This is a genomic window from Numidum massiliense (assembly GCF_001375555.1).
In the GTDB taxonomy this organism is placed as follows: domain Bacteria; phylum Bacillota; class Bacilli; order Thermoactinomycetales; family Novibacillaceae; genus Numidum; species Numidum massiliense.
Genome location: NZ_CTDZ01000009.1, coordinates 3140715 through 3162690, shown reverse-complemented (window position 1 = coordinate 3162690; position 21976 = coordinate 3140715). Strand labels below are relative to the sequence as shown.

Annotated in this window: 21 protein-coding genes, 1 pseudogene and 1 other annotated feature (1 of these 23 running past the window's edge); all 22 genes and pseudogenes read left to right on the top strand. The window is 51.9% G+C overall.

The window, feature by feature from the left end; translation table 11 throughout:
- Positions 1 to 84: a binding site (T-box leader), on the top strand (it extends 175 nt beyond the left edge of the window).
- Between the two features lie 54 nt (positions 85 to 138).
- The 22 genes and pseudogenes from metG (at position 139) to BN1247_RS14730 (ending at position 21879) form a co-directional block, all read left to right on the top strand.
- A complete protein-coding gene (gene metG, locus BN1247_RS14835; RefSeq protein WP_054951065.1) occupies positions 139 to 2193 on the top strand; it encodes a methionine--tRNA ligase in 2055 nt (684 codons plus the stop codon).
- Positions 2194 to 2268: 75 nt separating this feature from the next.
- Positions 2269 to 3042: a TatD family hydrolase gene (locus BN1247_RS14830; protein ID WP_054951064.1), complete on the top strand. Its 774-nt coding sequence runs from the start codon at positions 2269 to 2271 to the stop codon at positions 3040 to 3042.
- A gap of 58 nt (positions 3043 to 3100) precedes the next feature.
- A complete protein-coding gene (rsmA, locus tag BN1247_RS14825) occupies positions 3101 to 3973 on the top strand; it encodes a 16S rRNA (adenine(1518)-N(6)/adenine(1519)-N(6))-dimethyltransferase RsmA (protein ID WP_054951063.1) in 873 nt (290 codons plus the stop codon).
- 46 nt (positions 3974 to 4019) lie between these two features.
- Complete coding sequence (locus BN1247_RS14820; protein ID WP_315969690.1) at positions 4020 to 4484, top strand: ribonuclease H-like YkuK family protein; 465 nt, start codon at positions 4020 to 4022, stop codon at positions 4482 to 4484.
- Between the two features lie 149 nt (positions 4485 to 4633).
- Positions 4634 to 4909: a biofilm formation stimulator Veg gene (gene veg, locus BN1247_RS14815; RefSeq protein WP_054951061.1), complete on the top strand. Its 276-nt coding sequence runs from the start codon at positions 4634 to 4636 to the stop codon at positions 4907 to 4909.
- Positions 4910 to 5008: 99 nt separating this feature from the next.
- Positions 5009 to 5185, top strand: coding sequence for a small, acid-soluble spore protein, alpha/beta type (locus BN1247_RS14810; protein WP_054951060.1), 177 nt, complete (start codon positions 5009 to 5011; stop codon positions 5183 to 5185).
- A gap of 100 nt (positions 5186 to 5285) precedes the next feature.
- Entirely contained in the window at positions 5286 to 6152 is an 867-nt protein-coding gene (gene ispE, locus BN1247_RS14805; protein ID WP_054951059.1) for a 4-(cytidine 5'-diphospho)-2-C-methyl-D-erythritol kinase, read from the top strand.
- A 39-nt stretch (positions 6153 to 6191) separates the two neighbouring features.
- The gene (purR, locus tag BN1247_RS14800; protein ID WP_054951058.1) at positions 6192 to 7007 is read left to right on the top strand and encodes a pur operon repressor; all 816 of its coding nucleotides are present in this window, start codon (positions 6192 to 6194) and stop codon (positions 7005 to 7007) included.
- An 88-nt stretch (positions 7008 to 7095) separates the two neighbouring features.
- Entirely contained in the window at positions 7096 to 7470 is a 375-nt protein-coding gene (locus BN1247_RS14795) for a RidA family protein (RefSeq protein ID WP_054951057.1), read from the top strand.
- Between the two features lie 124 nt (positions 7471 to 7594).
- Positions 7595 to 7903, top strand: coding sequence for a septation regulator SpoVG (gene spoVG / locus BN1247_RS14790; RefSeq protein WP_054951056.1), 309 nt, complete (start codon positions 7595 to 7597; stop codon positions 7901 to 7903).
- A 191-nt stretch (positions 7904 to 8094) separates the two neighbouring features.
- Positions 8095 to 9510, top strand: a complete 1416-nt coding sequence (glmU, locus tag BN1247_RS14785) for a bifunctional UDP-N-acetylglucosamine diphosphorylase/glucosamine-1-phosphate N-acetyltransferase GlmU (protein ID WP_054951055.1) — start codon at positions 8095 to 8097, stop codon at positions 9508 to 9510.
- On the top strand, positions 9503 to 10453 hold the full coding sequence (locus tag BN1247_RS14780) for a ribose-phosphate diphosphokinase (protein ID WP_054951054.1): 951 nt from the start codon (positions 9503 to 9505) through the stop codon (positions 10451 to 10453). Before glmU ends, BN1247_RS14780 begins: the two co-directional genes overlap by 8 nt.
- 62 nt (positions 10454 to 10515) lie before the next feature.
- Entirely contained in the window at positions 10516 to 11154 is a 639-nt protein-coding gene (locus BN1247_RS14775) for a 50S ribosomal protein L25/general stress protein Ctc (protein ID WP_054951053.1), read from the top strand.
- Between the two features lie 99 nt (positions 11155 to 11253).
- Positions 11254 to 11820, top strand: coding sequence for an aminoacyl-tRNA hydrolase (pth, locus tag BN1247_RS14770; protein ID WP_054951052.1), 567 nt, complete (start codon positions 11254 to 11256; stop codon positions 11818 to 11820).
- Positions 11821 to 11912: 92 nt separating this feature from the next.
- Positions 11913 to 12140 carry an anti-sigma-F factor Fin family protein gene (locus BN1247_RS14765; protein ID WP_054951682.1) on the top strand — a complete coding sequence of 76 codons (228 nt, stop codon included), beginning with the start codon at positions 11913 to 11915 and terminating at the stop codon, positions 12138 to 12140.
- Positions 12141 to 12368: 228 nt separating this feature from the next.
- Complete coding sequence (gene mfd, locus BN1247_RS14760; protein WP_054951051.1) at positions 12369 to 15899, top strand: transcription-repair coupling factor; 3531 nt, start codon at positions 12369 to 12371, stop codon at positions 15897 to 15899.
- Positions 15886 to 16968, top strand: coding sequence for a peptidylprolyl isomerase (locus BN1247_RS14755; protein WP_054951050.1), 1083 nt, complete (start codon positions 15886 to 15888; stop codon positions 16966 to 16968). The genes mfd and BN1247_RS14755 overlap by 14 nt, the downstream gene beginning before the upstream one ends.
- A gap of 164 nt (positions 16969 to 17132) precedes the next feature.
- Positions 17133 to 17669: a stage V sporulation protein T gene (gene spoVT, locus BN1247_RS14750; protein ID WP_054951049.1), complete on the top strand. Its 537-nt coding sequence runs from the start codon at positions 17133 to 17135 to the stop codon at positions 17667 to 17669.
- Positions 17670 to 17869: 200 nt separating this feature from the next.
- Complete coding sequence (locus tag BN1247_RS14745) at positions 17870 to 19501, top strand: putative polysaccharide biosynthesis protein (RefSeq protein ID WP_054951048.1); 1632 nt, start codon at positions 17870 to 17872, stop codon at positions 19499 to 19501.
- 128 nt (positions 19502 to 19629) lie between these two features.
- The gene (gene mazG / locus BN1247_RS14740) at positions 19630 to 21192 is read left to right on the top strand and encodes a nucleoside triphosphate pyrophosphohydrolase (protein WP_054951047.1); all 1563 of its coding nucleotides are present in this window, start codon (positions 19630 to 19632) and stop codon (positions 21190 to 21192) included.
- 133 nt (positions 21193 to 21325) lie between these two features.
- A pseudogene (locus BN1247_RS14735) lies at positions 21326 to 21604 on the top strand (HU family DNA-binding protein); the annotation flags it as partial.
- Positions 21604 to 21879: an RNA-binding S4 domain-containing protein gene (locus BN1247_RS14730; protein WP_054951045.1), complete on the top strand. Its 276-nt coding sequence runs from the start codon at positions 21604 to 21606 to the stop codon at positions 21877 to 21879. The pseudogene BN1247_RS14735 and the gene BN1247_RS14730, both read left to right, overlap by 1 nt.
- The last annotated feature ends 97 nt before the right edge of the window (positions 21880 to 21976 follow it).

The window sequence follows — 21976 nt, the reverse complement described above, 5'->3', positions numbered from 1 at the left end:
AAGTGACACGTGTTAAAGCGTAGTGCCGGCATTTGCGGCGCTAAATTTGGGTGGTACCGCGTGAGTAAGCCTCTCGTCCCAACTGGACGGGGGGCTTTTTTAATGAAAAGGAAACGATGAACCCGAGGAGGAAATGGTATGAGCAAACAGCAGACGTTTTATGTGACGACGCCCATTTATTATCCGAGCAATAAACTGCACATCGGTAATGCGTATACGACGATTTCCGCTGACACGATTGCTCGCTTCAAGCGGCTGACCGGTTACGATGTGTACTTTTTAACTGGGACAGACGAACACGGGCAAAAATTGCAGCGCCGCGCTGCAAAGGAAGGAAAAGCGCCGCGGGAATTTATCGATCCGATCGTCGCCTGGATCCAAGATTTGTGGGAGAAACTCGATATTGCGTACGACGACTTCATCCGTACGACGGAAGAGCGGCACAAGGCAGTCGTGCAAAAGGTTTTCACGCGCTTGCGGGACAACGGCGACATTTATTTAGGGGAATATAGCGGTTACTACTGTGTCGAGTGCGAGGCGTTTTGGACGGAGCGGCAGGCAAAGACAGATCACGGCTACACCTGTCCCGACTGCCAGCGCGAAATTAGCCACGTGACCGAGCAGAGTTACTTTTTCCGCCTGTCAAAGTATACGGAGCGCCTATTACAGTACATCGAGGCGAACCCGGAATTTATTCAACCGGAATCGCGCAAGAACGAGATGATCAATAACTTCCTGAAGCCTGGTCTGGAAGACTTGTGCGTGTCGCGCACGACGTTCGACTGGGGGATTAAAGTGCCGGGCGATTCAGAGCACGTCGTGTACGTATGGATTGACGCCTTAACGAACTATTTGACGGCGCTCGGCTACTTGTCGGACGACGATGCGAAGTTCAAACGGTACTGGCCAGCCGACGTGCAAATTATCGGTAAAGACATTCTCCGCTTCCATACAATCATTTGGCCGGCGCTCCTCATGGCGTTAGATTTGCCGTTGCCGAAAAAAGTGTTCGGTCACGGATGGCTCCTCATGCCGGACGGTAAAATGTCCAAATCGAAAGGCAACGTCATCGATCCGAAATTTCTCATCGACCGATACGGTTCGGACGCGGTACGCTACTTCGTGCTCAGGGAGATCCAATTCGGCCACGACGGTGTGTTTACGCCAGAGGCATTTATTCAGCGGCTCAATTTCGACTTGGCCAACGACCTCGGCAACTTACTCCACCGCACCGTTAACATGATCGAAAAATATTTTGAAGGACACATCGTCAAGCGGGACGTGCGGGAAGCGCCGGACGACGAACTGATCGCCCTCGCCGGACAAACGGTGCAAGCGGTCGAAGCACACATGGAAAAATTGGAGTACAGCAACGCACTAGAACACATTTGGCGCCTCGTCGGCCGCGCAAACAAATACATTGATGAGACGATGCCATGGGCGCTAGCGAAAGACGAGGCGAAGAAAGACCGGTTGGCGACGGTGCTATACCATTTAGCGGAGAGCTTGCGCATCGTATCGATCTTGTTACAGCCGTTCTTGACGAAGGCGCCGCAGCGCATGTGGCAACAGTTAGGCATTGCTGGCGACGACTCGCTGACGAACTGGCAGTCGTGTGCCACCTTCGGACTTCTTCCCGACGGCCAACGCGTAACGAAAGGTGAGCCACTGTTTCCACGCCTCGACTTAGAAGAAGAAATTGCGGTCATCGATGCGTCGACGGCAGCGGCGCGCAAGCAAGCTGAACAAAATAAATTGGCCAGGGAAGCGCGCGAACAGGGAGCTTCCCATAGTGACAAGGCGAAAGTAGGGGCAGAAAAAAATAGTGCTACCGCTGACGAACATGCGCCACAAGATGAAGGTCGTCCCACGGAAATTACGATCGACGATTTCTTTAAAGTCGATTTGCGCGTCGCGGAAATTGTGCAGGCCGAGCGAGTGAAGAAAGCTGACAAACTGTTAAAATTGCAACTTGACCTCGGCTATGAACAGCGGCAAGTCGTCTCCGGTATCGCTGAGTATTACCGGCCGGAGGAACTCATCGGGCAAAAGGTCGTCTGTGTGACTAACTTAAAACCGGTGAAATTGCGCGGCGAACTGTCGAATGGGATGATTTTAGCGGCGGCGGAAGGTGAGCGCCTCGTGCTCTCGACCGTCTCTGGCGACATCCCGAACGGGACGAAAGTGAAGTAACAGGAACAGAAGCTAGTGAAACAGTCCATGAATTGGCGAAGATAAATAGGCGGAGGAAGGGGGAGTATTTGTAACATGCAATTGATTGATACGCACACCCATTTAAACGATTCACAGTTCGATGAAGACGGCGACGAAGTGATTCACCGTGCGCGGAGCGAATTTCACGTGTCCCACATGATCAACGTCGGCTACAACCGCGAGACGATCCCGCCGACTCTTGCGCTCGCGGAGGCGTACGACTTTATTTATGCGGCGATCGGGTGGCATCCGCACGACGCACAAACGATGCAGGACGAAGATTTAGTGTGGATCGAACAGCTCGCCGCGCACGAGAAGGTCGTCGCACTCGGCGAGATGGGCTTAGACTACTACCGCAACCATTCGCCGCACGATGTGCAAAAAGACGTCTTCCGACGGCAAATTGCGCTCGCAAAAAAACTTCACCTGCCGATTATCATCCACGCTCGCGAATCGTACCGAGACGTCGTGGCGATCTTAAAAGAAGAGGGAGCCGCTGACGTCGGTGGGGTGATGCACTGTTTCGGCGGTGACTGGAAAATCGCTCGCGCTGCACTCGACTTAGGTTTTTACATCGGTTTAGGCGGTCCGCTCACGTTCAAAAAAGCGGACGACGTGCGTGACATCGCTCGTCAAGTGCCGTACGACCGCTTGCTCGTCGAGACCGACTGTCCGTACTTGGCTCCAGAACCGCGACGCGGTCGGCGGAACGAAACGGGTTACGTCTATTACGTAGCGCAAAAAATGGCAGAAGTGCGCGGGATCAGCTTGGAACAGCTCGCATTAGAGACGACGTCGAACGCGAAACGTTTATTTAAGCTACCTTAACAATATGGCGACAATTTTGTGCTAAACTTGTAATAAACGCCATAAACGGAGGCATTCAATGGAAAGAGAACGGCCGATTACGGCACGCACGGGTCAACTGTTACGAGATCACGCCTTACAACCGAAGAAATCGCTCGGGCAAAACTTTTTAACCGATCCACACGTTCTCGACAAAATGATCGCCGCGGCGGCGCTCGATCGACAAACAGGCGTGCTTGAAGTCGGTCCTGGGGTTGGGGCACTCACGGAGCGGCTATCGGCAGCGGCGGGTGCTGTGCTAGCCGTCGAAATCGATCGGCGCCTCGTTCCCGTCCTACAAGAGAATTTCGCCGACACAGCGAACGTACAAATCGTGCACGGGGATATTTTAGCGCTAGATGTTGCACACTTAATACATACGCGCTTAGTCGGTATGCAAAAATATGTCGTCGTCGCTAACTTGCCTTATTACATTACATCAGCGGTCATTATGCACGTGCTAGCGGCAGGGGTGCCATTCGAGCGACTCGTCTTTATGACGCAAAAAGAAGTGGCCGAGCGGATGGCGGCCCAGCCAGGGGGTAAAGACTACGGCATGCTCTCCGTCGCGGTGCAGTATTACGCCTCCGTAAAGACAGTCGCTCGCGTACCGGCACACGTGTTTATTCCCCGTCCAAAAGTCGATTCGGCTGTCGTCTGTCTCGAACCGCATCAGACGGCGCTAGTTGCCGTACAGTCGGAGGAAACATTTTTTTCGGTCGTGCAGAGTGGCTTTCGCGAGCGACGCAAAACGCTGGCGAATAATATAAAAACACATTTACTCCCAGACTGGAGTAAAGCGCAAGTTAACGAATGGCTAACTGGTTTAGACATCGATCCACAGCGGCGGGCAGAGACGCTGTCACAAGCCGAATTTGCCCGTATTAGCAACGCTCTCGACGACATAAGTTAACGGTTCGCAAACCTCGCCTTCGAGGAGGGAAACCGCCTTGGATTTTATGCATCCGCGCAAAGGCCAAATAACGCTAGAAGAAATGATTCGCGACATTCAATCGTTTATGGCTGAAGACGAAAATGCGCATTACAAAATTGTGATCGGTACTGACTCGCAAACGACCCAGCAACAGACGTTGTTCGTCACAGCCGTCATTGTCCACCGGATCGGTAAAGGGGCGCGCTTCTACACGCGTAAAATGCGGTCGCAGCCGCTACACAACCTGCGTTACCGCATTTACCGTGAAACGGAATACAGTTTAGATTTAATGCAACATCTAAAAGAGAAAGGATTTCTTGAAGAACTCCTGGATTTACCACTAGAAATTCATTTGGACGTCGGACAAAGAGGCGAATCGCGCAAATTAATTCAAGAAGTGGTCGGCTGGGTGACAGCGGTCGGCTACACAGTCAAAATTAAACCGGACGCATACGGTGCCAGTGCGGTCGCCGATCGTTTTACGAAATAAAATCGTTAACGCTTGTCTCCGATTTGTAAAAATGGGAATTACAATTTTACCATTGACAACTACCTCGCGGCACTGCTATAATTTACTATTTCATTTGACATACTACCGAATAAGTGTTAAAATATTTAGCAAGTGAGGTGGTTATGTCCGTGGCGAAAAATGCGTTACAGGAGATCAAAAGTAACTTGGACCGTCACATTGGAGAAAAAATTAAACTCATTGTGAACGGCGGTCGTCGTAAAACGGTTGAGCGGACGGGAGTGTTGGAAGAAACGTACCCGTCAGTTTTTATTGTAAAGTTGGACAAAGACCTGCATGCGTTTGATCGTGTTTCCTACAGCTATGCCGATATCCTCACCGAGACAGTAGAACTAACCGTCTATCGCAACGAAGGAAAAGTCAAAATACAATATGTTACACAATAGAACACGGTTACCGTGTTCTATTTTTTTCAGGTCTTTAAAAACAGCGCGCGTTGCATACACTAACGGTGTCTCATCACCATCGTCCAAGGGGGCTACAACATGGCACGGCGATCGATTATGTCCGCAGCGTTTAAAGAAGAATTGGCGAAGGACCTCGGATTTTACGATGTCGTACAACGCGAAGGTTGGGGTGGGATTACGACGCGCGACGCCGGAAATATGGTCAAGCGCGCGATCCAACTCGCCGAAGAAAGGTTAGCCGCGCGCGAGGAGTAAGGTTGTGGGACACGAGCTAAGGGGGTCCCCCCTTAGCTTTTTTCCTTCCACTAATCCCGCAATAAATGATAAAATGAGCGGGTATGAGGAGGGCAGGCAGATGATATCAGAAAAGGCGCCGGCAAAAATCAACCTCAGTTTAGACGTACTCAACAAGCGGAGTGACGGTTTTCACGAACTGGAAATGGTTATGACGACGATCGACCTCGCCGACCGGATCGATTTGTGTGAAACGGCACATTCGGCCATCCATGTTGCCAGTTCATCAGGTGTACTTCCTTCCGATGAGCGGAATTTAGCCTATTTGGCTGCGGCTCGACTAAAAGAACGCTACGGCATTTCGCAAGGCGTATCGATCTATATCCAAAAGAAAATTCCGATTGCGGCTGGCCTCGCTGGCGGTAGTAGTGACGCTGCAGCGACACTGCGCGGTTTAAATCGCTTGTGGCACCTCGGGTTGACGCTGGACGAGCTTGCGGTAATCGGTGCGGAAATTGGTTCGGACGTGCCGTTTTGCCTTTATGGCGGAACAGCGCTCGCACGAGGCAGGGGCGAAAAATTGCAGCAACTACCCCCACCGCCGCCTTGTTGGGTCGTACTCGCTAAGCCTCCGATAAGTGTCTCGACGAAAGAAGTCTTCCAAACGCTGCAGGTTGAGGACATCCGCGACCACCCCCGCACGCCACTAATGGTTCAGGCGCTGCGCGAACAAAATTACGAGGCGATGTGCAAGTTTTCGTGTAACGTCCTCGAAAGTGTGACGATGGCACAACACCCCGAAGTTAAAGCGTACAAAAATTGTTTGCTGAGGTTTGGTGTCGATATGGCGCTTATGTCGGGAAGCGGACCGACAGTTTTTGCTCTGCTGAACCAGGACACGCGTGTTAACCGCGTCGTTAACGCGTTACGCGGCTTTTGTAACGACGTGTATGCAGTGCGTATGTTGCGGGAAGGCGTACAAAAATGATATATTAACTCCATAACATTCGGTTCTGTGGAGGATATGATGAAGAAAAGAAAGCGAAGTGCGCGTCTAGTCGGCATGACCCGCCAGTTGCTGGCTAGTCCGCGACAAGTAATATCCCTTTCGCGGTTTGCTGAGCAATACGGGGCGGCAAAGTCGTCCTTGAGTGAGGATTTGGCAATTATTCAAGAAGTGTTTCAAGAAGACGGTTACGGCGAGTTGCAAACGATCGCGGGGGCGGCAGGTGGGGTTCACTATATCCCGACTATTTCCCGCGAAGCGGCAGCGGCGACAATCGACGCCATATGCGACCAACTGGCCCAAGCCGAACGGATCTTACCGGGCGGGTATTTGTACATGTCCGATATTCTCGGTCAGCCGGCAACCGTAAACTGTTTGGGATTGATGTTCGCTTCTCATTTTACTCAACCGATCGACGCCGTACTGACCGTTGCAACCAAAGGGATCCCACTCGCCTACGCTACAGCGCATTATCTCGACGTGCCCGTCGTCATTGCTCGTAGAGATAGCCGTGTAATCGAAGGATCAGCTGTCAGCATTAATTACGTCTCTGGTTCTTCCAAGCGCATCCAAACGATGTCCCTCGCGCGGCGGAACCTTCCGGAAGGTTCTCGTGTCCTCGTCATTGACGATTTTATGAAAGCAGGTGGAACGGTACGGGGAATTAAAGACTTGTTGGCCGAATTTCGCGCAGAAGTCGTCGGCGTCGGCATCTTTGTCGACTTGTTAGCGGAAGAGCGCCTCGTGGACGGAGTCGTCTCCTTAGCTACCTTAACCGAAGTCGACCCGGAGAAACACTGTGTGACTGTCGTGCGCGGAAATTATTTTTCCGAATAAGCAACACTACTGTTGGGGAGACACTTTACACTTACGCATGCAAGGAACTAAATGACACGAACTCAATAACCAAGGGAGGAAACAAACGATGGAATTTATTGCGACAGAACAAGCACCGGCAGCGATTGGTCCGTATTCCCAAGCGGTGAAATGTGGGAACTTCTTGTTCACCTCGGGGCAAATCCCACTGACGAAAGACGGTGAACGAGTTACTGGCGACATTGAGGTACAGACGAAACAAGTGTTACAAAACTTGCAGGCGGTGCTCGATGAAGCGGGTGCAACCGTTCAGCAAGTCGTGAAAGCGACCGTTTTTTTAACTGACTTGACCAATTTCGCACGTGTGAACGAGTTGTACGGTGACTTTTTTCAAGGACATGCACCGGCTCGCTCGTGTGTGCAAGTTGCAGCATTACCGAAAGGCGTAGACATCGAAATCGAGCTCATCGTCGCGCTCACATAAAAAGGCTAACATAACAACAAAAAAAGAAAAGTTTTTGGCATATATTTGCAGGATTTTCACCATCTTTGTTGAATACATCATGTAGCAACATTGCTAACAACAGAAAAAGGATGGTGGAATTAACGTGCAAGTCACCGATGTCAGATTGCGCCGCGTTAAGACGAGTGGAAGGATGAAAGCGATTGCCTCGATTACGATTGACAACGAATTTGTCGTACACGATATCCGCGTCATTGACGGCAACAACGGGTTGTTCGTTGCCATGCCGAGCAAGCGAACGCCGGATGGTCAGTTTCGGGACATCGCGCATCCGATTTGTTCCGAGACGCGCGGCAAGATTCAAACCGCCGTGCTCGCTGAATATGAACAAGCGGCAGCGGTAGAGTCTAGCGAAACAGCAAACTTAGAAGTAGCGGTTACGACGAGCGAATAACGACGCGTGAATAGCGGAAGGCAATGATCTGTATTTACTCATCTTTTTACACCCCTTCGCAAAGGTTTCACTAGAGCGGAGGGTTTTTTTATGTACCGCCTATTTTGCGCAGGTGGAAAAAGGGCCTTGTTGCAAAGGGGAACGAGTTAGGATATAGTCATTATGAAAAAAAAAGAGGGGGCGGATGGCGAGTGTCACACACGTACGCCGTTATATTGGCTGCCGGAAAAGGGACGCGGATGAAGTCCAAAACCCATAAAGTGCTACACCAAATCGGCGGGAAGCCGATGGTGGCACATATTGTCGACACATTGGCACAATTGGGTGTAGAGGACATCGTTGCCGTCGTCGGCTGCGGCGCGGAAGCTGTGCAAGCTTATTTGGGGAACCGCGTCCGTTACGCCGTGCAACAAAAGCAACTAGGTACGGCACATGCCGTTATGCAAACGGCGTCTCTGTTGGAAGGGAAAGCGGGGACTACACTCGTGATTAACGGGGATAACCCGCTCATTACGGTAGAGACCTATCGCGCATTTTTACAACGTTTTGCGGCAAGCGGTGCCGCAGCGTCGATGCTTACTGCGATTGTAGACGATTCTTCAGGTTACGGCCGCGTGTGCCGCGCGGCGAACGGCGATGTCGAGCGCGTCGTAGAACATAAAGACGCAACGACGAAAGAGCGGAGTATAAAAGAAATTAATACAGGGACGTTTTGCTTCGACAACGCCCACTTGTTCGCGGCCTTAAAACAAGTAGATAACGACAATGCGCAAGGCGAATACTATTTGCCCGACGTGCTGCAAGTGTTACGAAGCGAAGGGCAGTCCATTAGCGCCTTTTGTGTCGACGACGCGAGCGAGACAGTCGGCATTAACAACCGCGTGCAACTAGCGGAAGCAGAAGCTATTTTTAGAGCGCGTACCTTAAGGGAGCACATGGCAAACGGCGTGACCGTCATCGACCCGGCGAACACATATATCGAAGCAGATGTCGCCATCGGGATGGACACAGTCATCTATCCGGGAACGGTTTTGCGCGGGCAGACGGTCATTGGCGAAGACTGTGTGATCGGCCCCCAGGCCGATATAAGGGACTGCCGTATTGCCGACCGCGTAACGATCGAAAACGCGACGCTTGTCGAAAGTGTTGTCGCTGAGGAGGCGACAGTCGGTCCGTACGCCTACGTACGACCACAAAGCGACATCGGTCCGCGCGTTAAAATCGGTGACTTTGTCGAAGTGAAAAATGCCGTCGTCGGTGCCGATACGAAAATACCTCATCTAAGCTACGTCGGCGACGCCGAGATCGGGCAAGGGGTGAATGTCGGCTGCGGCGCGATCACCGTCAACTACGACGGGCAAAACAAATGGCGTACGGTCGTCGGCGATCGTGCGTTTATCGGGTGTAATGCGAATGTCATTGCTCCAGTGCACATCGGGGACGGTGCTTACGTTGCCGCAGGCTCGACGATTACCGCCGACGTCCCGGACGATGCGTTTGCTATCGCCCGCGAGCGCCAAACGACGAAAACAGAGTATGCGAGAAAACTAAGCGAAAAAGTGCGTAAACTAAGTGAAAAAATGCGGGGGAATAATAGTAATGACTGAGTGTCACTATCCGAAATTGAAACTGTTTAGTTGCAATTCGAATCAACAGCTTGCTCAAGAAATAGCCGATCACATCGGGGTATCTTTAGGTGACGGGTCAGTTACCGCGTTTAGTGACGGAGAGACGCGGGTCACTGTGAACGAGAGTGTGCGGGGCGGGGACGTGTACGTCATTCAATCGACGTGTGCACCGGTCAACCAACACCTCATGGAGTTACTCGTCATGGTCGATGCCCTGAAACGTGCGTCGGCGAAAACGATTAACGTCGTCATTCCGTACTACGGGTACGCACGGCAAGATCGGAAAGCGCGCGCTCGCGATCCGATTACCGCGAAGTTAGTCGCTAACCTCATCGAGACGGCCGGCGCTGACCGGATGATTACGATGGATTTACACGCGACACAAATTCAAGGGTTCTTTGACATTCCGGTCGATCAATTACTCGGCGTGCCGATCCTCGCCGAATACTTCCGCAACAAACAACTACAGGACGTCGTCGTCGTTTCGCCCGACCACGGCGGGGTGACGCGGGCGCGCCGCCTGGCCGATCATTTAAAAGCACCACTGGCGATTATCGACAAACGACGTCCGCAGCCGAACGTGGCGGAAGTGATGAACATCGTCGGAGACGTCCGGGGACGAACGGCAATTATTATCGACGACATTATTGACACGGCGGGGACGATGACGCTCGCGGCGAACGCGTTAATCGACCACGGGGCGCTCGATGTGTACGCCTGCGGCACGCATTCCGTCTTATCGGGTCCGGCGATCGAGCGGCTGAAAAACTCCCGCATTCGCGAACTCGTCATTACGAACACGATCCCGCTACCGGCGCACAAGCAGTTGGACAATGTTCATACACTGTCCGTCGCACCGCTGATCGGTGAGGCGATTATTCGCGTGCACGAAGAGATGTCGGTGAGCAAACTGTTTGATTAAGCGCTACTGTTTGCCTTTTCAACCCGGTGGGTATAGTATTATGATGAGGAGGCATACAAACTATGGCTGTTGTGATTCGCGCCGAAACGCGTGAGACCAAACCAAAATCAGTATTAAGGAAATTGCGCAAGGCGGGTAAAGTTCCAGCGATCGTCTACGGGAAAGATACGAACGGGGCGGCAATCGCTGTCGATGCGATGGAAATGGATAAAGTTTTACGCGACGAAGGGGATTTTGCAATCCTCGATTTGGAAGTTGCCGGTGGACAGGCTTACAAAGTGATGGTGAGTGAGGTGCAAAAAGATCCACTCAAACGCACGCTCACGCATCTCGACTTTCAAACGATTCGCATGGACGAACCGGTAGATAGTGAAGTCGTCATCGAGCTCGTCGGGGAAGCGCGCGGTGTCAAAGACGGCGGGGTGTTGCAGCACGGTTTGCGCGCCTTAGAAGTGCGTACCTTACCTGATGCACGTCCTGACGTGATCACTTGTTCGATAGATGACCTCAGCATCGGCGACAGTATTAATGTCGCCCAGCTAGAAATTCCCGAAGGTGTCGAAGTGTTGACGAATCCGGAAGAAGTCGTCATTAGTGTCGTTGCACCAGTAATGGAGGACGCGGAAGATGCGGACGATGCAGATGCTCCCGAAGCTCCGAAACTAGTAGAAAACACGACGGACGACGGTTCACCGGAATAAAGGATTGCTCATTTACACTCCTTTGCGTTCCCCAGCTGCGAAGGGGTGTTTTTTTATGATAAAATCATCTTAAGGATGTTTTATAGGAGTGTGTAGCGAGTGAAGCTAATTGTCGGCTTGGGCAACCCTGGCAGAAAATACGCAGGGACGCGGCACAATGTCGGATTTTTCGTTATCGATCAGTTAAGCGATCGATGGGGTATCCCCGTAACGAAGAAAAAATGGCATGCCTTCTGCGGCGAAGGCCGTGTGCACGGAGAGAAAGTCGTCCTGCTCATGCCGCAGACGTACATGAATTTGTCTGGTGAAGCGGTACGTCCAGCGCTCGACTTTTACGGCCTTACCGCGGAAGATTTAGTCGTCGTTTACGACGACCTCGATTTGCCGCCCGGTAAAATCCGTTTACGTTTAAAAGGGAGTGCTGGCGGGCACAACGGGATGCGTTCAATCGTGCAACACCTCGGAACCGATCAGTTCAAACGCATCCGTATCGGCATCGGGCGCCCCGCACCGTTTATGGCGACGGCCGACTACGTGTTGTCGACCTTCGCTAAAGAGGAACAGGATGTCGTCGCTACAGCTGTCGAGGATGCTGCTGCAGCTGTCGACTTCTGGCTGCAAGCGAATTTTTTACAGGCGATGAACAAATTTAACGCAAAAAAATGACACACCAGTAAAAAGGCGGCCTTCCTGTATAAAACGGTCGCCTTTCAGGCGATACTACGAGTGATATAGCCGTTACAGGAGGCATATACATGATGGCAATCCACTATATTTGCCGCTATTGCAAAACATCACTCGGCGCGCTTGACGTTACCGCGATCAGCGAGGAGCAGCTAGGCCTTCACGCCTTGACCGCTTCCGAACGTAAAGATATAATAACGTATGATCCGGTTGGAAATATGACTGTTCACGTGATTTGTGACTACTGTAAAGAAGCTGTCGAGAAACACCCTGAACTGGCTCCAACCAATTTGTTACAATAAACTGTGGGAATAAGGCCTAGGCCTGGACGCCAGGGCCTCTTTTTGCTATGCGTACTTAAACGTTGCCACGCACGGTTAACGGTGGCAACGGCGTATGCCTATGCCAATTGGGGTGGACGCAAGCTTATTTAGGTGAAAGTAACCTGTAGATTGTTAACGCGTGAGCAACCTTTTAAACATGCGTGTGTTAAGTTTATAGATTAGGAGAAACAGAAAGGAGGATCGCCCTTGGATGCACTAATTACTCGTTTCGCCGAAGATAAGGACGTGCAATCGACGGTGCAAGGCGTAGCGAACGGCCTTAGCGAACAACTCGTCGCCGGGCTCGGCGGTTCGGCGCGCGCGTTGTACGCGGCAGCCGTGTATCGAGAACTGCGGCGGCCGATCGTGTTCATCACGCACAATTTAAATCAGGCGCAGCGACTTGTCGAGGACTTGTTAGAGTTCTTATCCGAAGACGACGTCTTGTTGTATCCGGCCAACGAACTGATCGCCGCCGAGATGGCCATGAGTGAACAGGCGAATGGCGGTGAACGGATCGGCGTCCTCAGTGCCCTCAGCCGCGGCTTTCGCGGCATCCTCGTCGTGCCTTACGTCGGGCTGCGCAAAAAATTTATTCCGGCTCGCGTCTTCCGCGACGCGCACGTGACGCTCGCCGAGGCGGAGATCGTTACGATCGACGACCTTTCCGCGCGGCTCGTTGCGACCGGTTACGAACGCGTTGACAAAGTGGAACATGGCGGGGAGTTCAGTGTACGGGGTGGCATCGTCGACGTGTTTCCCCCCTCGTTTGCGCGGCCGCTGCGCATCGAATGGTTTGACGACGAAATCGATACGATTCGCGAATTTGATGTCGATAGCCAGCGGTCGCAGGAACGCCGAGAGCGCGTGACGCTCCCACCGGCGCGCGAGTTGTTCGCCACAGCAGACACGCTGTATCAAGGGAGTGAACAGTTACAAAAACGACTTGACGAGCGTCTCCGTCGGGTGAAAGATCCGAAATTGCAAGAAGAATTACTAGAGGCAATCGGCGCCGAAATCGAACGGATGAAGCAAGGGGTCGCCGATCGAGAACTGTATAAATATATGTCACTGTTGTATGAGGACAGTGCAAATTTGACGACGTACATGCCGCAAGATACGGTACTCCTATTTGACGATCCCGCGCGCATACAAGAAACGGCGAAACAGTTGGAACACGAGGAAGCCGAATGGGAGACGACGTTATTAAAACAGGGGAAATTGCTACCCGACCTCGAAATGTCCTTGCGCTACGAACAGTTATTAACCGAGTTAAAACAGCCGAAAATTCATTTGACGATGTTTGTGCGGCAGGTGCCGAACACGAATCCGCAAAATATCGTCAACGTGTTGACGCGGGCGATGCAGCAGTTTCACGGGCAAATGCACGTGCTGAAGACAGAGTGGGACCGCTGGCAAAAGACGAATCACCGCGTCGTCTTTCTCGCGTCGAACCGCGAGCGGGCAGAACGGTTAGCACGCGTCCTCGGCGATTACAAGATGGACGTCGACATCCTTGAACACCGTATCCACACGGTTCCACCGCGTCCGAGTGTGTTAATCGGGCACTTGCACAACGGGTTCGAGCTGCCGAGCATCCGTCTCGTCGTCGTCACTGAGGGTGAAGTGTTTACTCAGAAGCAGCGCCGTGCGCGCCGCGTCGCCAAAATGAGTAATACGGAGCGAATTAAACATTACCAAGATTTAAAACCGGGCGACTACGTTGTCCACGTTAACCACGGGATCGGTAAATATTTAGGCATAGAAACGCTGCAAGTGGCTGGTTTGCATAAAGACTATTTAAATGTTCGCTATGCGGGCAACGACACGCTGTACGTACCAGTCGAACAAATCGACCTCATACAAAAATACGTCGGCAGTGAAGAAAAGACGCCGAAAGTGTACAGCTTGGGCGGTAGCGAATGGAGTAAAGTGAAAAACAAGGTCAAATCGTCGGTGGAAGACATCGCGAACGACCTGATCAAACTGTACGCCAAGCGGCAAGCGACGAAAGGTCATCAATTTCCGGCCGAAGTGCCGTACGTGCGCGAATTTGAAGCGTTGTTCGCGTACGAGGAGACGCCGGACCAACAGCGGGCGATCGACGAAGTGTATAAAGATATGGAATCTGCTGTGCCGATGGATCGTCTCGTCTGCGGCGACGTCGGTTACGGCAAGACCGAAGTAGCGATTCGCGCCGCTTTTAAAGCGGTCATGGACGGCAAGCAAACAGCCGTACTCGTCCCGACGACGATTTTAGCACAGCAGCATTACGAGACGTTTCGCGAGCGGTTCGCCGACTTTCCGATCAATATTCAAGTACTCAGTCGCTTTCGCACGCGCAAAGAGCAGCGGGAAACGATTAAAGGACTAAAAAACGGCACGGTTGACATCGTCATCGGCACGCACCGCTTACTGTCGAAAGACGTTGAGTTCCGAGATTTAGGACTGCTCGTCGTCGACGAAGAGCAGCGTTTCGGAGTGAAGCACAAAGAAAAAATAAAAAAACTGCGGCACAACGTCGACGCGATGACGTTAACGGCGACGCCGATTCCGCGGACGCTGCACATGTCGATGTTAGGCGTGCGCGACTTGTCGCTCATCGAGACGCCGCCAGAAAACCGTTTTCCGGTACAGACGTACGTCGTCGAATACAGTCCGACGCTCGTACGCGAAGCGATTGAGCGGGAGCTGGCACGCGGCGGACAAGTGTACTTCTTGTACAACCGCGTCAGCAACATTCAGACGATGGCCGACCAAATATCCGCTCTCGTCCCCGATGCCCGCATCGCCGTCGCCCACGGGCAAATGTCGGAACTGGAACTGGAACGGGTGATGCTCGACTTCCTCGACGGGGAATACGACGTGTTAGTGAGTACGTCGATTATTGAAACCGGCGTCGACATTCCGAACGTGAACACACTCATCATTTATAACGCAGACGCGATGGGCTTGTCACAACTGTACCAGTTGCGGGGGCGCGTCGGCCGTTCGAGCCGCATTGCGTACGCCTACTTCACGTATCAGCACGGCAAAGTGTTGTCCGAAGAAGCCGAAAAGCGGCTCGGGGCGATCCGCGAGTTTACTGAACTCGGTTCTGGCTTTAAAATTGCGATGCGCGATTTGTCCATTCGCGGTGCCGGCAACTTACTCGGTGCAGAGCAGCACGGACATATCGCTTCGGTCGGCTTTGACTTGTATAGTCAAATGTTGAAAGACGCGATCGAAGACTTAAAGGGCGAAGCGCCGCAAGAAAAAGTGGATCCAGACGTGGAATTGAAGATCGACGCGTATATTCCGCAAGACTACATCGCCGACGAAAGGCAAAAAGTAGAGTTTTACAAGCGCGTCCGCGGGATTGACACGCTAGACGACGTCAAAGAAATTGAGGAAGAAATGGTTGACCGCTTCGGCGAACCACCGCAACCGGTACACCACTTACTTTATTTATCGCGTCTAAAAATGTATGCCAAAGCTTGTGATATTACTGTTATTAAGCAAAAAGGCGAGCAAGTAAACATGAAATTCCAGGCTACAAATATCGAGGGACGCAAGCTGATAAAGTTAGCGCAGCTTTATAAAAATCGCATTCGCCTCATACCGGGTAAAGATATTCGCTGTGAATTTAAATTAAAAGGGTTGAAGGCGGAGGAAAGGCTAGCAATGTTAGAACGTTTTTTGATACAATGTGAGTCGTTGGCAAACGCGAAAGGAGAGGTGCAGCATGCCGCGAACTAAACGGCGTTTCATATGGTTGGTCGCTATTCTCGCCCTTGTCAGCCTCGTCTCTGTCGGCTGTGGCGATCAAAAAGCGGACAAGAAGGAGAAAGCAAAGGACAAGAAGAAGGAAGAAAAAGTTGAACAGCAAGCCGGACCGCTCGACACGAAGAGTAAAAAGGTAATTGCTAAGTACGAAGGGCTGACGAAAGGGGAAGTGACCGAAGGGGAGCTGAACCGTTTCATTAACATTTTGGCCTCGCTCAATCAACAAGTCATGATGTTTAAGGACCAACCGGAAATGCAGGAGCAACTGCTGCAGGAATTCGCCGCGCAAAAATCGATTGCCGAACAAGTGAAAGTAACGAAAAAAATGACCGACGAAGCGGACAAAGCGATTGACAACCAACGCAAGTTTTTCGAGGAGTCGGTAAAACAAGAGGGCGATAACAAGGATAAAAAGGACAAGCCACAAGACTACGAAGCGTTTTTGAAGGAAAAGGGCTTCACGGAAAAAGATTTGCACGCGTTTATTTTAAACAGCATTAAATTAGATGAACACTTAAGTAAACAACTGGCTGACAAAGACGTCAACGCCGGTTACGATAAATGGAAAGAAGATAAAGACTTACGTCTGTACAGTGCGAAAATACGCCACATTTTAGTTCAAGTGAACGAAAAGCGAGACGACAAAAAGGCAAAGAAACGGGTCGAAGAAGTGAAGCAAAAGCTTGACAAAGGCGGCGACTTCGCCAAACTGGCGAAAGAGTATTCGGACGACCCCGGATCCAAAGAAACGGGTGGTTCGCTCGGAGATGAACTCACGCCACTCGCCGGGAACTTAGATCAAGACTTTGCTAAGGCAGCGCGCGACTTGAAACTAAAGACCGTTAGCGAGCCGGTGAAGACGCAATTCGGGTACCACATCATTGAAGTATTGGAGCGTCAAACGTTGAAGGCCGACGAGGCCAAGCAGCTCGTGAAGCGGGAACTGGCAGACGAGCATTACCGCAACTACGTGCAGAAAGATTTGAAGGTCGATCAAGTCGGTAAGAAGGACGCGAAGAAGAAGGACGCGAAAAAATCGTAAACAGAGCACATGACATGTGCATAAACCTAGGCCGTCCCGAGGCCTAGGTTTTTTTTTTGATCGGATGGGGAAACGCATATTATGCCGGGGTCGGTTGAATACTATGGTTACATTTCCAAGGTGATCAAAGGTGATCAACATACAGAAAGCGAGGCATTATCTACATGAAAGCAACAGGTATTGTACGGCGCATCGACGATTTGGGGCGAGTCGTCATCCCGAAAGAAATTCGCCGCACGTTGCGCATTCGCGAAGGGGATCCGCTGGAAATATTTGTCGATCGTGACGGTGAAGTCATTTTAAAAAAATATTCCCCGATCGGAGAGCTGGGGGATTTTGCTCGCGAGTACGCCGAATCGCTGTTTGAAAGCTTGCAACACGTCACCTTAATTTGTGACCGCGACACGTACATCGCCGTAGCCGGTGCGTCGAAAAAAGAGTATTTGGATAAACCGATCGGCCGTATCATTGAGGACGCGATGGAGGGCAGGCGGACATCAATTGAAAAAAATGCTGTCGATGTAGAAATTGTACGCGATGTTCCAGACAAAGTGCAATCGTACGTCGCCGCACCGATTATTGCTGGCGGCGACCCAATCGGCGCCGTCGTCATGCTCAGTAAAGAAGGCAGTATGGGGGATTTGGAGATGAAAACAGCGGAAACGGCAGCCGGATTTTTGGGGAAACAAATGGAACAATAACTGCCCTTTATGGAAACAGATTGTAAGATTGTAAAAACGTTGTCCCTGTTTTCGTACGGGTGTAAATGACGGGAGTAAATGTATTGGCGACAAAAATGTCTGTTTTGTAGCAGGTTTATTTTGGCCTGCTTTTTTCATGGATGTCGCAATGTGGTATAATGGTTTGGCTTGTAACGCGTTCCGTTAAAGGGAGGAGCAGCATGAAAGCACAGTCATTCGTCAAAGGTGCTGCTATTTTGGCAGCTGCCGCTTTTTTTACGCGATTTCTCGGATTAATATATAAAGTACCGTATCAAAACATTACCGGCGACACCGGGTTGTTCATCTATCAACAGGTGTACCCTCTATATTCAACAATTCTCGTCCTGGCGACAGCCGGTTTTAATATCGCTGTATCCAAAATCGTTTCCGAACGGTTGACGCTCGGGGATCCGTTCGGGGCGAAGCGCGTGTTCCGCGTCTCAGCCGTCGTTCTAAGCGGGACAGGCGTATTATTTTTTTGTGTCCTCTTTTTCGGCGCGCCGCGCATTGCGGCGTGGATGGGGAATGCCGAATTGTTGACGCTGCCGATAAAGAGTGTGTCCTTTGCGCTGCTCATCGTTCCCGTCATGTCTGTCATTCGCGGCTATTTCCAAGGGCATCAAAACATGGTGCCGACAGCGATGTCGCAAGTGGTGGAGCAAATTGTGCGCGTCATTACGATCGTCACACTGGCGTATTGGTTTATGGCTAGCGGCATGGGCGTCGTGTACGCCGGTGCCGGTGCTGTGTTCGGTGCAGTTACTGGGGCGATCGCCGGATTAATCACCTTACTGATTTATTGGCACCGTAACGAACAAATGCAACGGGAAATTGCCGTAACGGCGACGACGTTTGACATGCCCTCAGCACAGGAGTCCACGTTCAAAATTGTGAAGCGCATTTTGTACTATGCGCTGCCGATTTGCTTAGGGGCACTTGTCTTACCGCTGTTTGGCTTAGCCGATTCGTTTACCGTCGCCAATATGCTAGAAATAGCCGGTGGGTTGAGTAAGGAGTCCGCCGCCCAATTAAAAGGTATTTATGACCGCGGGGATTCGCTCATCCAATTTGCCGTTTCCTTCGCTACGGCGGTGACACTGTCGATCGTCCCGGCGGTTGCGGAAGCCGTTGCGAAAAACCGTTTGGATCTCGTGCAGCACCGCTCTGACTTAGCCTTGCGGCTCACGTACATGTTCGGGTTGCCCGCTTCGGTCGGTTTAGCGGTCATTATCGTGCCGACGAACATTATGATTTATACGAACGACAGCGGTTCGGGGACGCTCGCCGTGCTCGCCTTTGCCACCGTATTTTCGACGTTGAATATGACATCGGCTGGCATTTTGCAGGGGGTAGGGCTCGTATTACTGCCAGCGCGCAACTTGCTCCTCGGGGTCGGAGTGAAAGTACTTCTCAACCTTCTGCTCATCGGGCCGCTCGGCATTACGGGGGCGGCGATTGCCACGGTTATCGCTTATGCGTTCGCCGCGTTTTTAAACTACGTGTCTTTGGTGAAACACGTCCATTTGCGCATTGCGTGGCGCGATTATATAAAGCCGTTGTTGCCGGTGGCGCTAATGGCGGTGGCGGTGTACACATCGATGCGTGCGTCGCGCGCTTTATTCCTCGGTTTCATTAGTTCCGAGAGGATCGCGATGCTCGGCACCGTGTGCGTGGCACTCGTCGTCGGAGCTGTTGTGTACGCGCTCGCCTTGTTCCGCTCAGGGGCGATTAGCCGCGAAGATTTACAGTCAGTGCCGTCACTCGGTCGCCGGGCGATTCCGCTACTGGAGAGGTTGCGGTTATTGAAGTAAGGGCGTCTCGTAATGGACGGAAGTTATTTGATGAATGTAACTGACGTTCGGGGACTCTCGTTTGTTTAGGTAAGGTCACGGGGATCCAGCCGCTGGCACATATCGCGAAATTTCAGGAGGTCATACAGGTGAGGGAGAAAGGTTCGCTGACAATTGTCGGGCTCGGCAGTGGCGACGAAAGTGACTTGACGCTAGAGGTGTGGCGGACGTTGCAACAGGCAACCCACATCTTTTTGCGCACGGCGCGGCATCCAGTCGTGGCGTACTTAGAGCGGGAAGGGTTGCGTTTTACCGCGTTCGACGACGCATATGAACAGCACGCGCAATTTGCCGACGTGTACGAGGAAATTGTCGCGCGTTTGTTCGCTGCAGCAGAGGTGGACGAGATCGTGTACGCCGTCCCCGGACACCCGATGGTAGCGGAACAGACGACACAGATGCTTATTGCACGCGGGGAGACCGCGGGGATCCCCGTTGAGGTAAAAGGGGGCCGCAGCTTTTTGGAGGCGATTTTCACGCGTCTTAACGTCGACCCGATCGACGGGTTCCAACTGCTAGATGCGCTGACACTTACCGCAGACGCGTGCAATCCGCGCCTTTTTACTGTCATTGCCCAAGTGTACGATCAGTTAACCGCCTCGGACGTGAAGTTGACGTTAATGGAACGGTACCCCGACAACACAGCAGTAATCGTCGCCCACAATCTCGGGATCGCCGGCCAAGAGCACATTAAGCGCGTGCCGCTGTACGAACTCGATCACGGCTTCCCCGTCAGTTCGCTCAGCGTTGTCGCTGTTCCCCCCGTGCCGGACGACGTGTACATAGAGCGGGATTTCCGCGACCTCGTGCGTATAATTAGCGTGTTGCGTGGGCCGGACGGATGTCCGTGGGACCAGCAGCAAACCCACGAAAGCTTACGCAAATACTTACTTGAGGAAACGGCGGAATTTCTCGAGGCGGTGCATGAAGGCGATGCGGACAAAATGTGTGACGAGCTCGGCGACGTCTTGTTACAGGTCGTCTTACACGCACAAATTGCCGCCGAAGCGGAGACCTTTGCGATCGATGACGTTGTTGCCTCAATTAGTGCGAAAATGATTCGCCGTCATCCACACGTCTTCGCAGGGGAGTCCGCCGCTGACGTGGCTGACGTCCGTCGTAATTGGCAAGTGATTAAGCAGGCGGAAAAAGAGATGGAAGCTCTACAGCGAGGCGAAAAGCGTACGAAAACAGAGGGGCGATCTTTCGCTGAAGCAGCTGGGCCCGGTAGAACCCCTACAGAGAGAGAAAGCAAAGGGATGCGTAGTATTGCTGTTTCCTTGCCGCGGGAACTGCCGACGCTCACGCGGGCGGAAACGTTGCAAAAGCGGGCCGCCGAAACCGGATTCGACTGGAACGACATTCGCCCCGTCGCGGAGAAAGTGCGCGAAGAGCTCGTAGAATGTTTGACAGCTAGTCCAGAAGAGGTAGAGTTAGAAGTAGGGGACTTGTTGTTTGCCGCAGCTAACTTGGCACGCTTTTTAGACGTCGATCCTGAGCTTGCGCTACGGCGGGCGAACGACAAATTCATTGCGCGCTACGACGCGATGACTAAACTTGCGCGAGAGGAAGGCCGCACCTTTAGCGAGCTTTCACCTAGCGAACAGGAGCGTTTGTGGCAAACTGTAAAGAAAGCTGAAGCAGCGCATTAGCAGTAAACGATAATGGATTAGTTGCTCCGAAATCGAGCGGCTACACGACAAGTGTGCTAAAAAGTTGCCGTGTCTAGCAGGAGTTCGGCACTAGTGCGCGAATAACTATAGCAGTAGTCAATTTTGGGAGGAGAAAACGATGACGAAGCAAGAGCTGATTAACCGCATTGCCAGTAAAAACAGCATGACAAAAAAAGAAGCGGAAAACGTCTTAAATACGATTTTAGACGAAATATGTGAGACGTTAAAGGCGGGGGAAAAAGTACAATTGATCGGTTTTGGCACGTTTGAGACGCGCACGCGCGCCGGGCGTACAGGGCGCAATCCGAAAACGGGTGAACCGATCGAAATTCCGGAGATGACGGTACCTGCCTTCCGCGCCGGAAACAAATTAAAAGAAGCGTTGAAATAATGCGCCTCGATAAATTTCTGAAAGTATCCCGCCTCATTAAACGCCGTACGTTAGCGAAGGAAGTGTGTGACCAAAGGCGCGTCAGTATAAACGGTCAACCGGCCAAAGCGAGTGCTAACGTGGCCATCGGCGATGAACTGACGATTCGTTTCGGTCAAAAAACAGTAACTGCTCGCATCGAACATTTGCAGGAAACGTCTCGCAAAGAAGAAGCGGCGAACATGTATACGTTGCTTTCCGAGGAACGTTCGAGCGATGCTGGGGTTAAGGGTTAGTAGCGGAGTGATAGCGAACTATCGACGAGCGTGTGCGGTAGTTCCTTTTTGTTTGTTCTAAACAGAAATAGCCGTCCATATCATGTACCAAAAGGGG

What these genes read in the sequence shown, in the direction of transcription:
- spoVT (WP_054951049.1), top strand. Translation starts at nt 17,133, where the DNA reads ATGAAAGCAACAGGTATTGTACGGCGCATCGACGATTTGGGGCGAGTC.
- rsmA (WP_054951063.1), top strand. Translation starts at nt 3,101, where the DNA reads ATGGAAAGAGAACGGCCGATTACGGCACGCACGGGTCAACTGTTACGA.
- purR (WP_054951058.1), top strand. Translation starts at nt 6,192, where the DNA reads ATGAAGAAAAGAAAGCGAAGTGCGCGTCTAGTCGGCATGACCCGCCAG.
- BN1247_RS14730 (WP_054951045.1), top strand. Translation starts at nt 21,604, where the DNA reads ATGCGCCTCGATAAATTTCTGAAAGTATCCCGCCTCATTAAACGCCGT.
- ispE (WP_054951059.1), top strand. Translation starts at nt 5,286, where the DNA reads ATGATATCAGAAAAGGCGCCGGCAAAAATCAACCTCAGTTTAGACGTA.
- BN1247_RS14795 (WP_054951057.1), top strand. Translation starts at nt 7,096, where the DNA reads ATGGAATTTATTGCGACAGAACAAGCACCGGCAGCGATTGGTCCGTAT.
- BN1247_RS14775 (WP_054951053.1), top strand. Translation starts at nt 10,516, where the DNA reads ATGGCTGTTGTGATTCGCGCCGAAACGCGTGAGACCAAACCAAAATCA.
- metG (WP_054951065.1), top strand. Translation starts at nt 139, where the DNA reads ATGAGCAAACAGCAGACGTTTTATGTGACGACGCCCATTTATTATCCG.
- BN1247_RS14780 (WP_054951054.1), top strand. Translation starts at nt 9,503, where the DNA reads ATGACTGAGTGTCACTATCCGAAATTGAAACTGTTTAGTTGCAATTCG.
- BN1247_RS14755 (WP_054951050.1), top strand. Translation starts at nt 15,886, where the DNA reads ATGCCGCGAACTAAACGGCGTTTCATATGGTTGGTCGCTATTCTCGCC.
- BN1247_RS14810 (WP_054951060.1), top strand. Translation starts at nt 5,009, where the DNA reads ATGGCACGGCGATCGATTATGTCCGCAGCGTTTAAAGAAGAATTGGCG.
- BN1247_RS14765 (WP_054951682.1), top strand. Translation starts at nt 11,913, where the DNA reads ATGGCAATCCACTATATTTGCCGCTATTGCAAAACATCACTCGGCGCG.
- BN1247_RS14830 (WP_054951064.1), top strand. Translation starts at nt 2,269, where the DNA reads ATGCAATTGATTGATACGCACACCCATTTAAACGATTCACAGTTCGAT.
- BN1247_RS14745 (WP_054951048.1), top strand. Translation starts at nt 17,870, where the DNA reads ATGAAAGCACAGTCATTCGTCAAAGGTGCTGCTATTTTGGCAGCTGCC.
- BN1247_RS14820 (WP_315969690.1), top strand. Translation starts at nt 4,020, where the DNA reads ATGCATCCGCGCAAAGGCCAAATAACGCTAGAAGAAATGATTCGCGAC.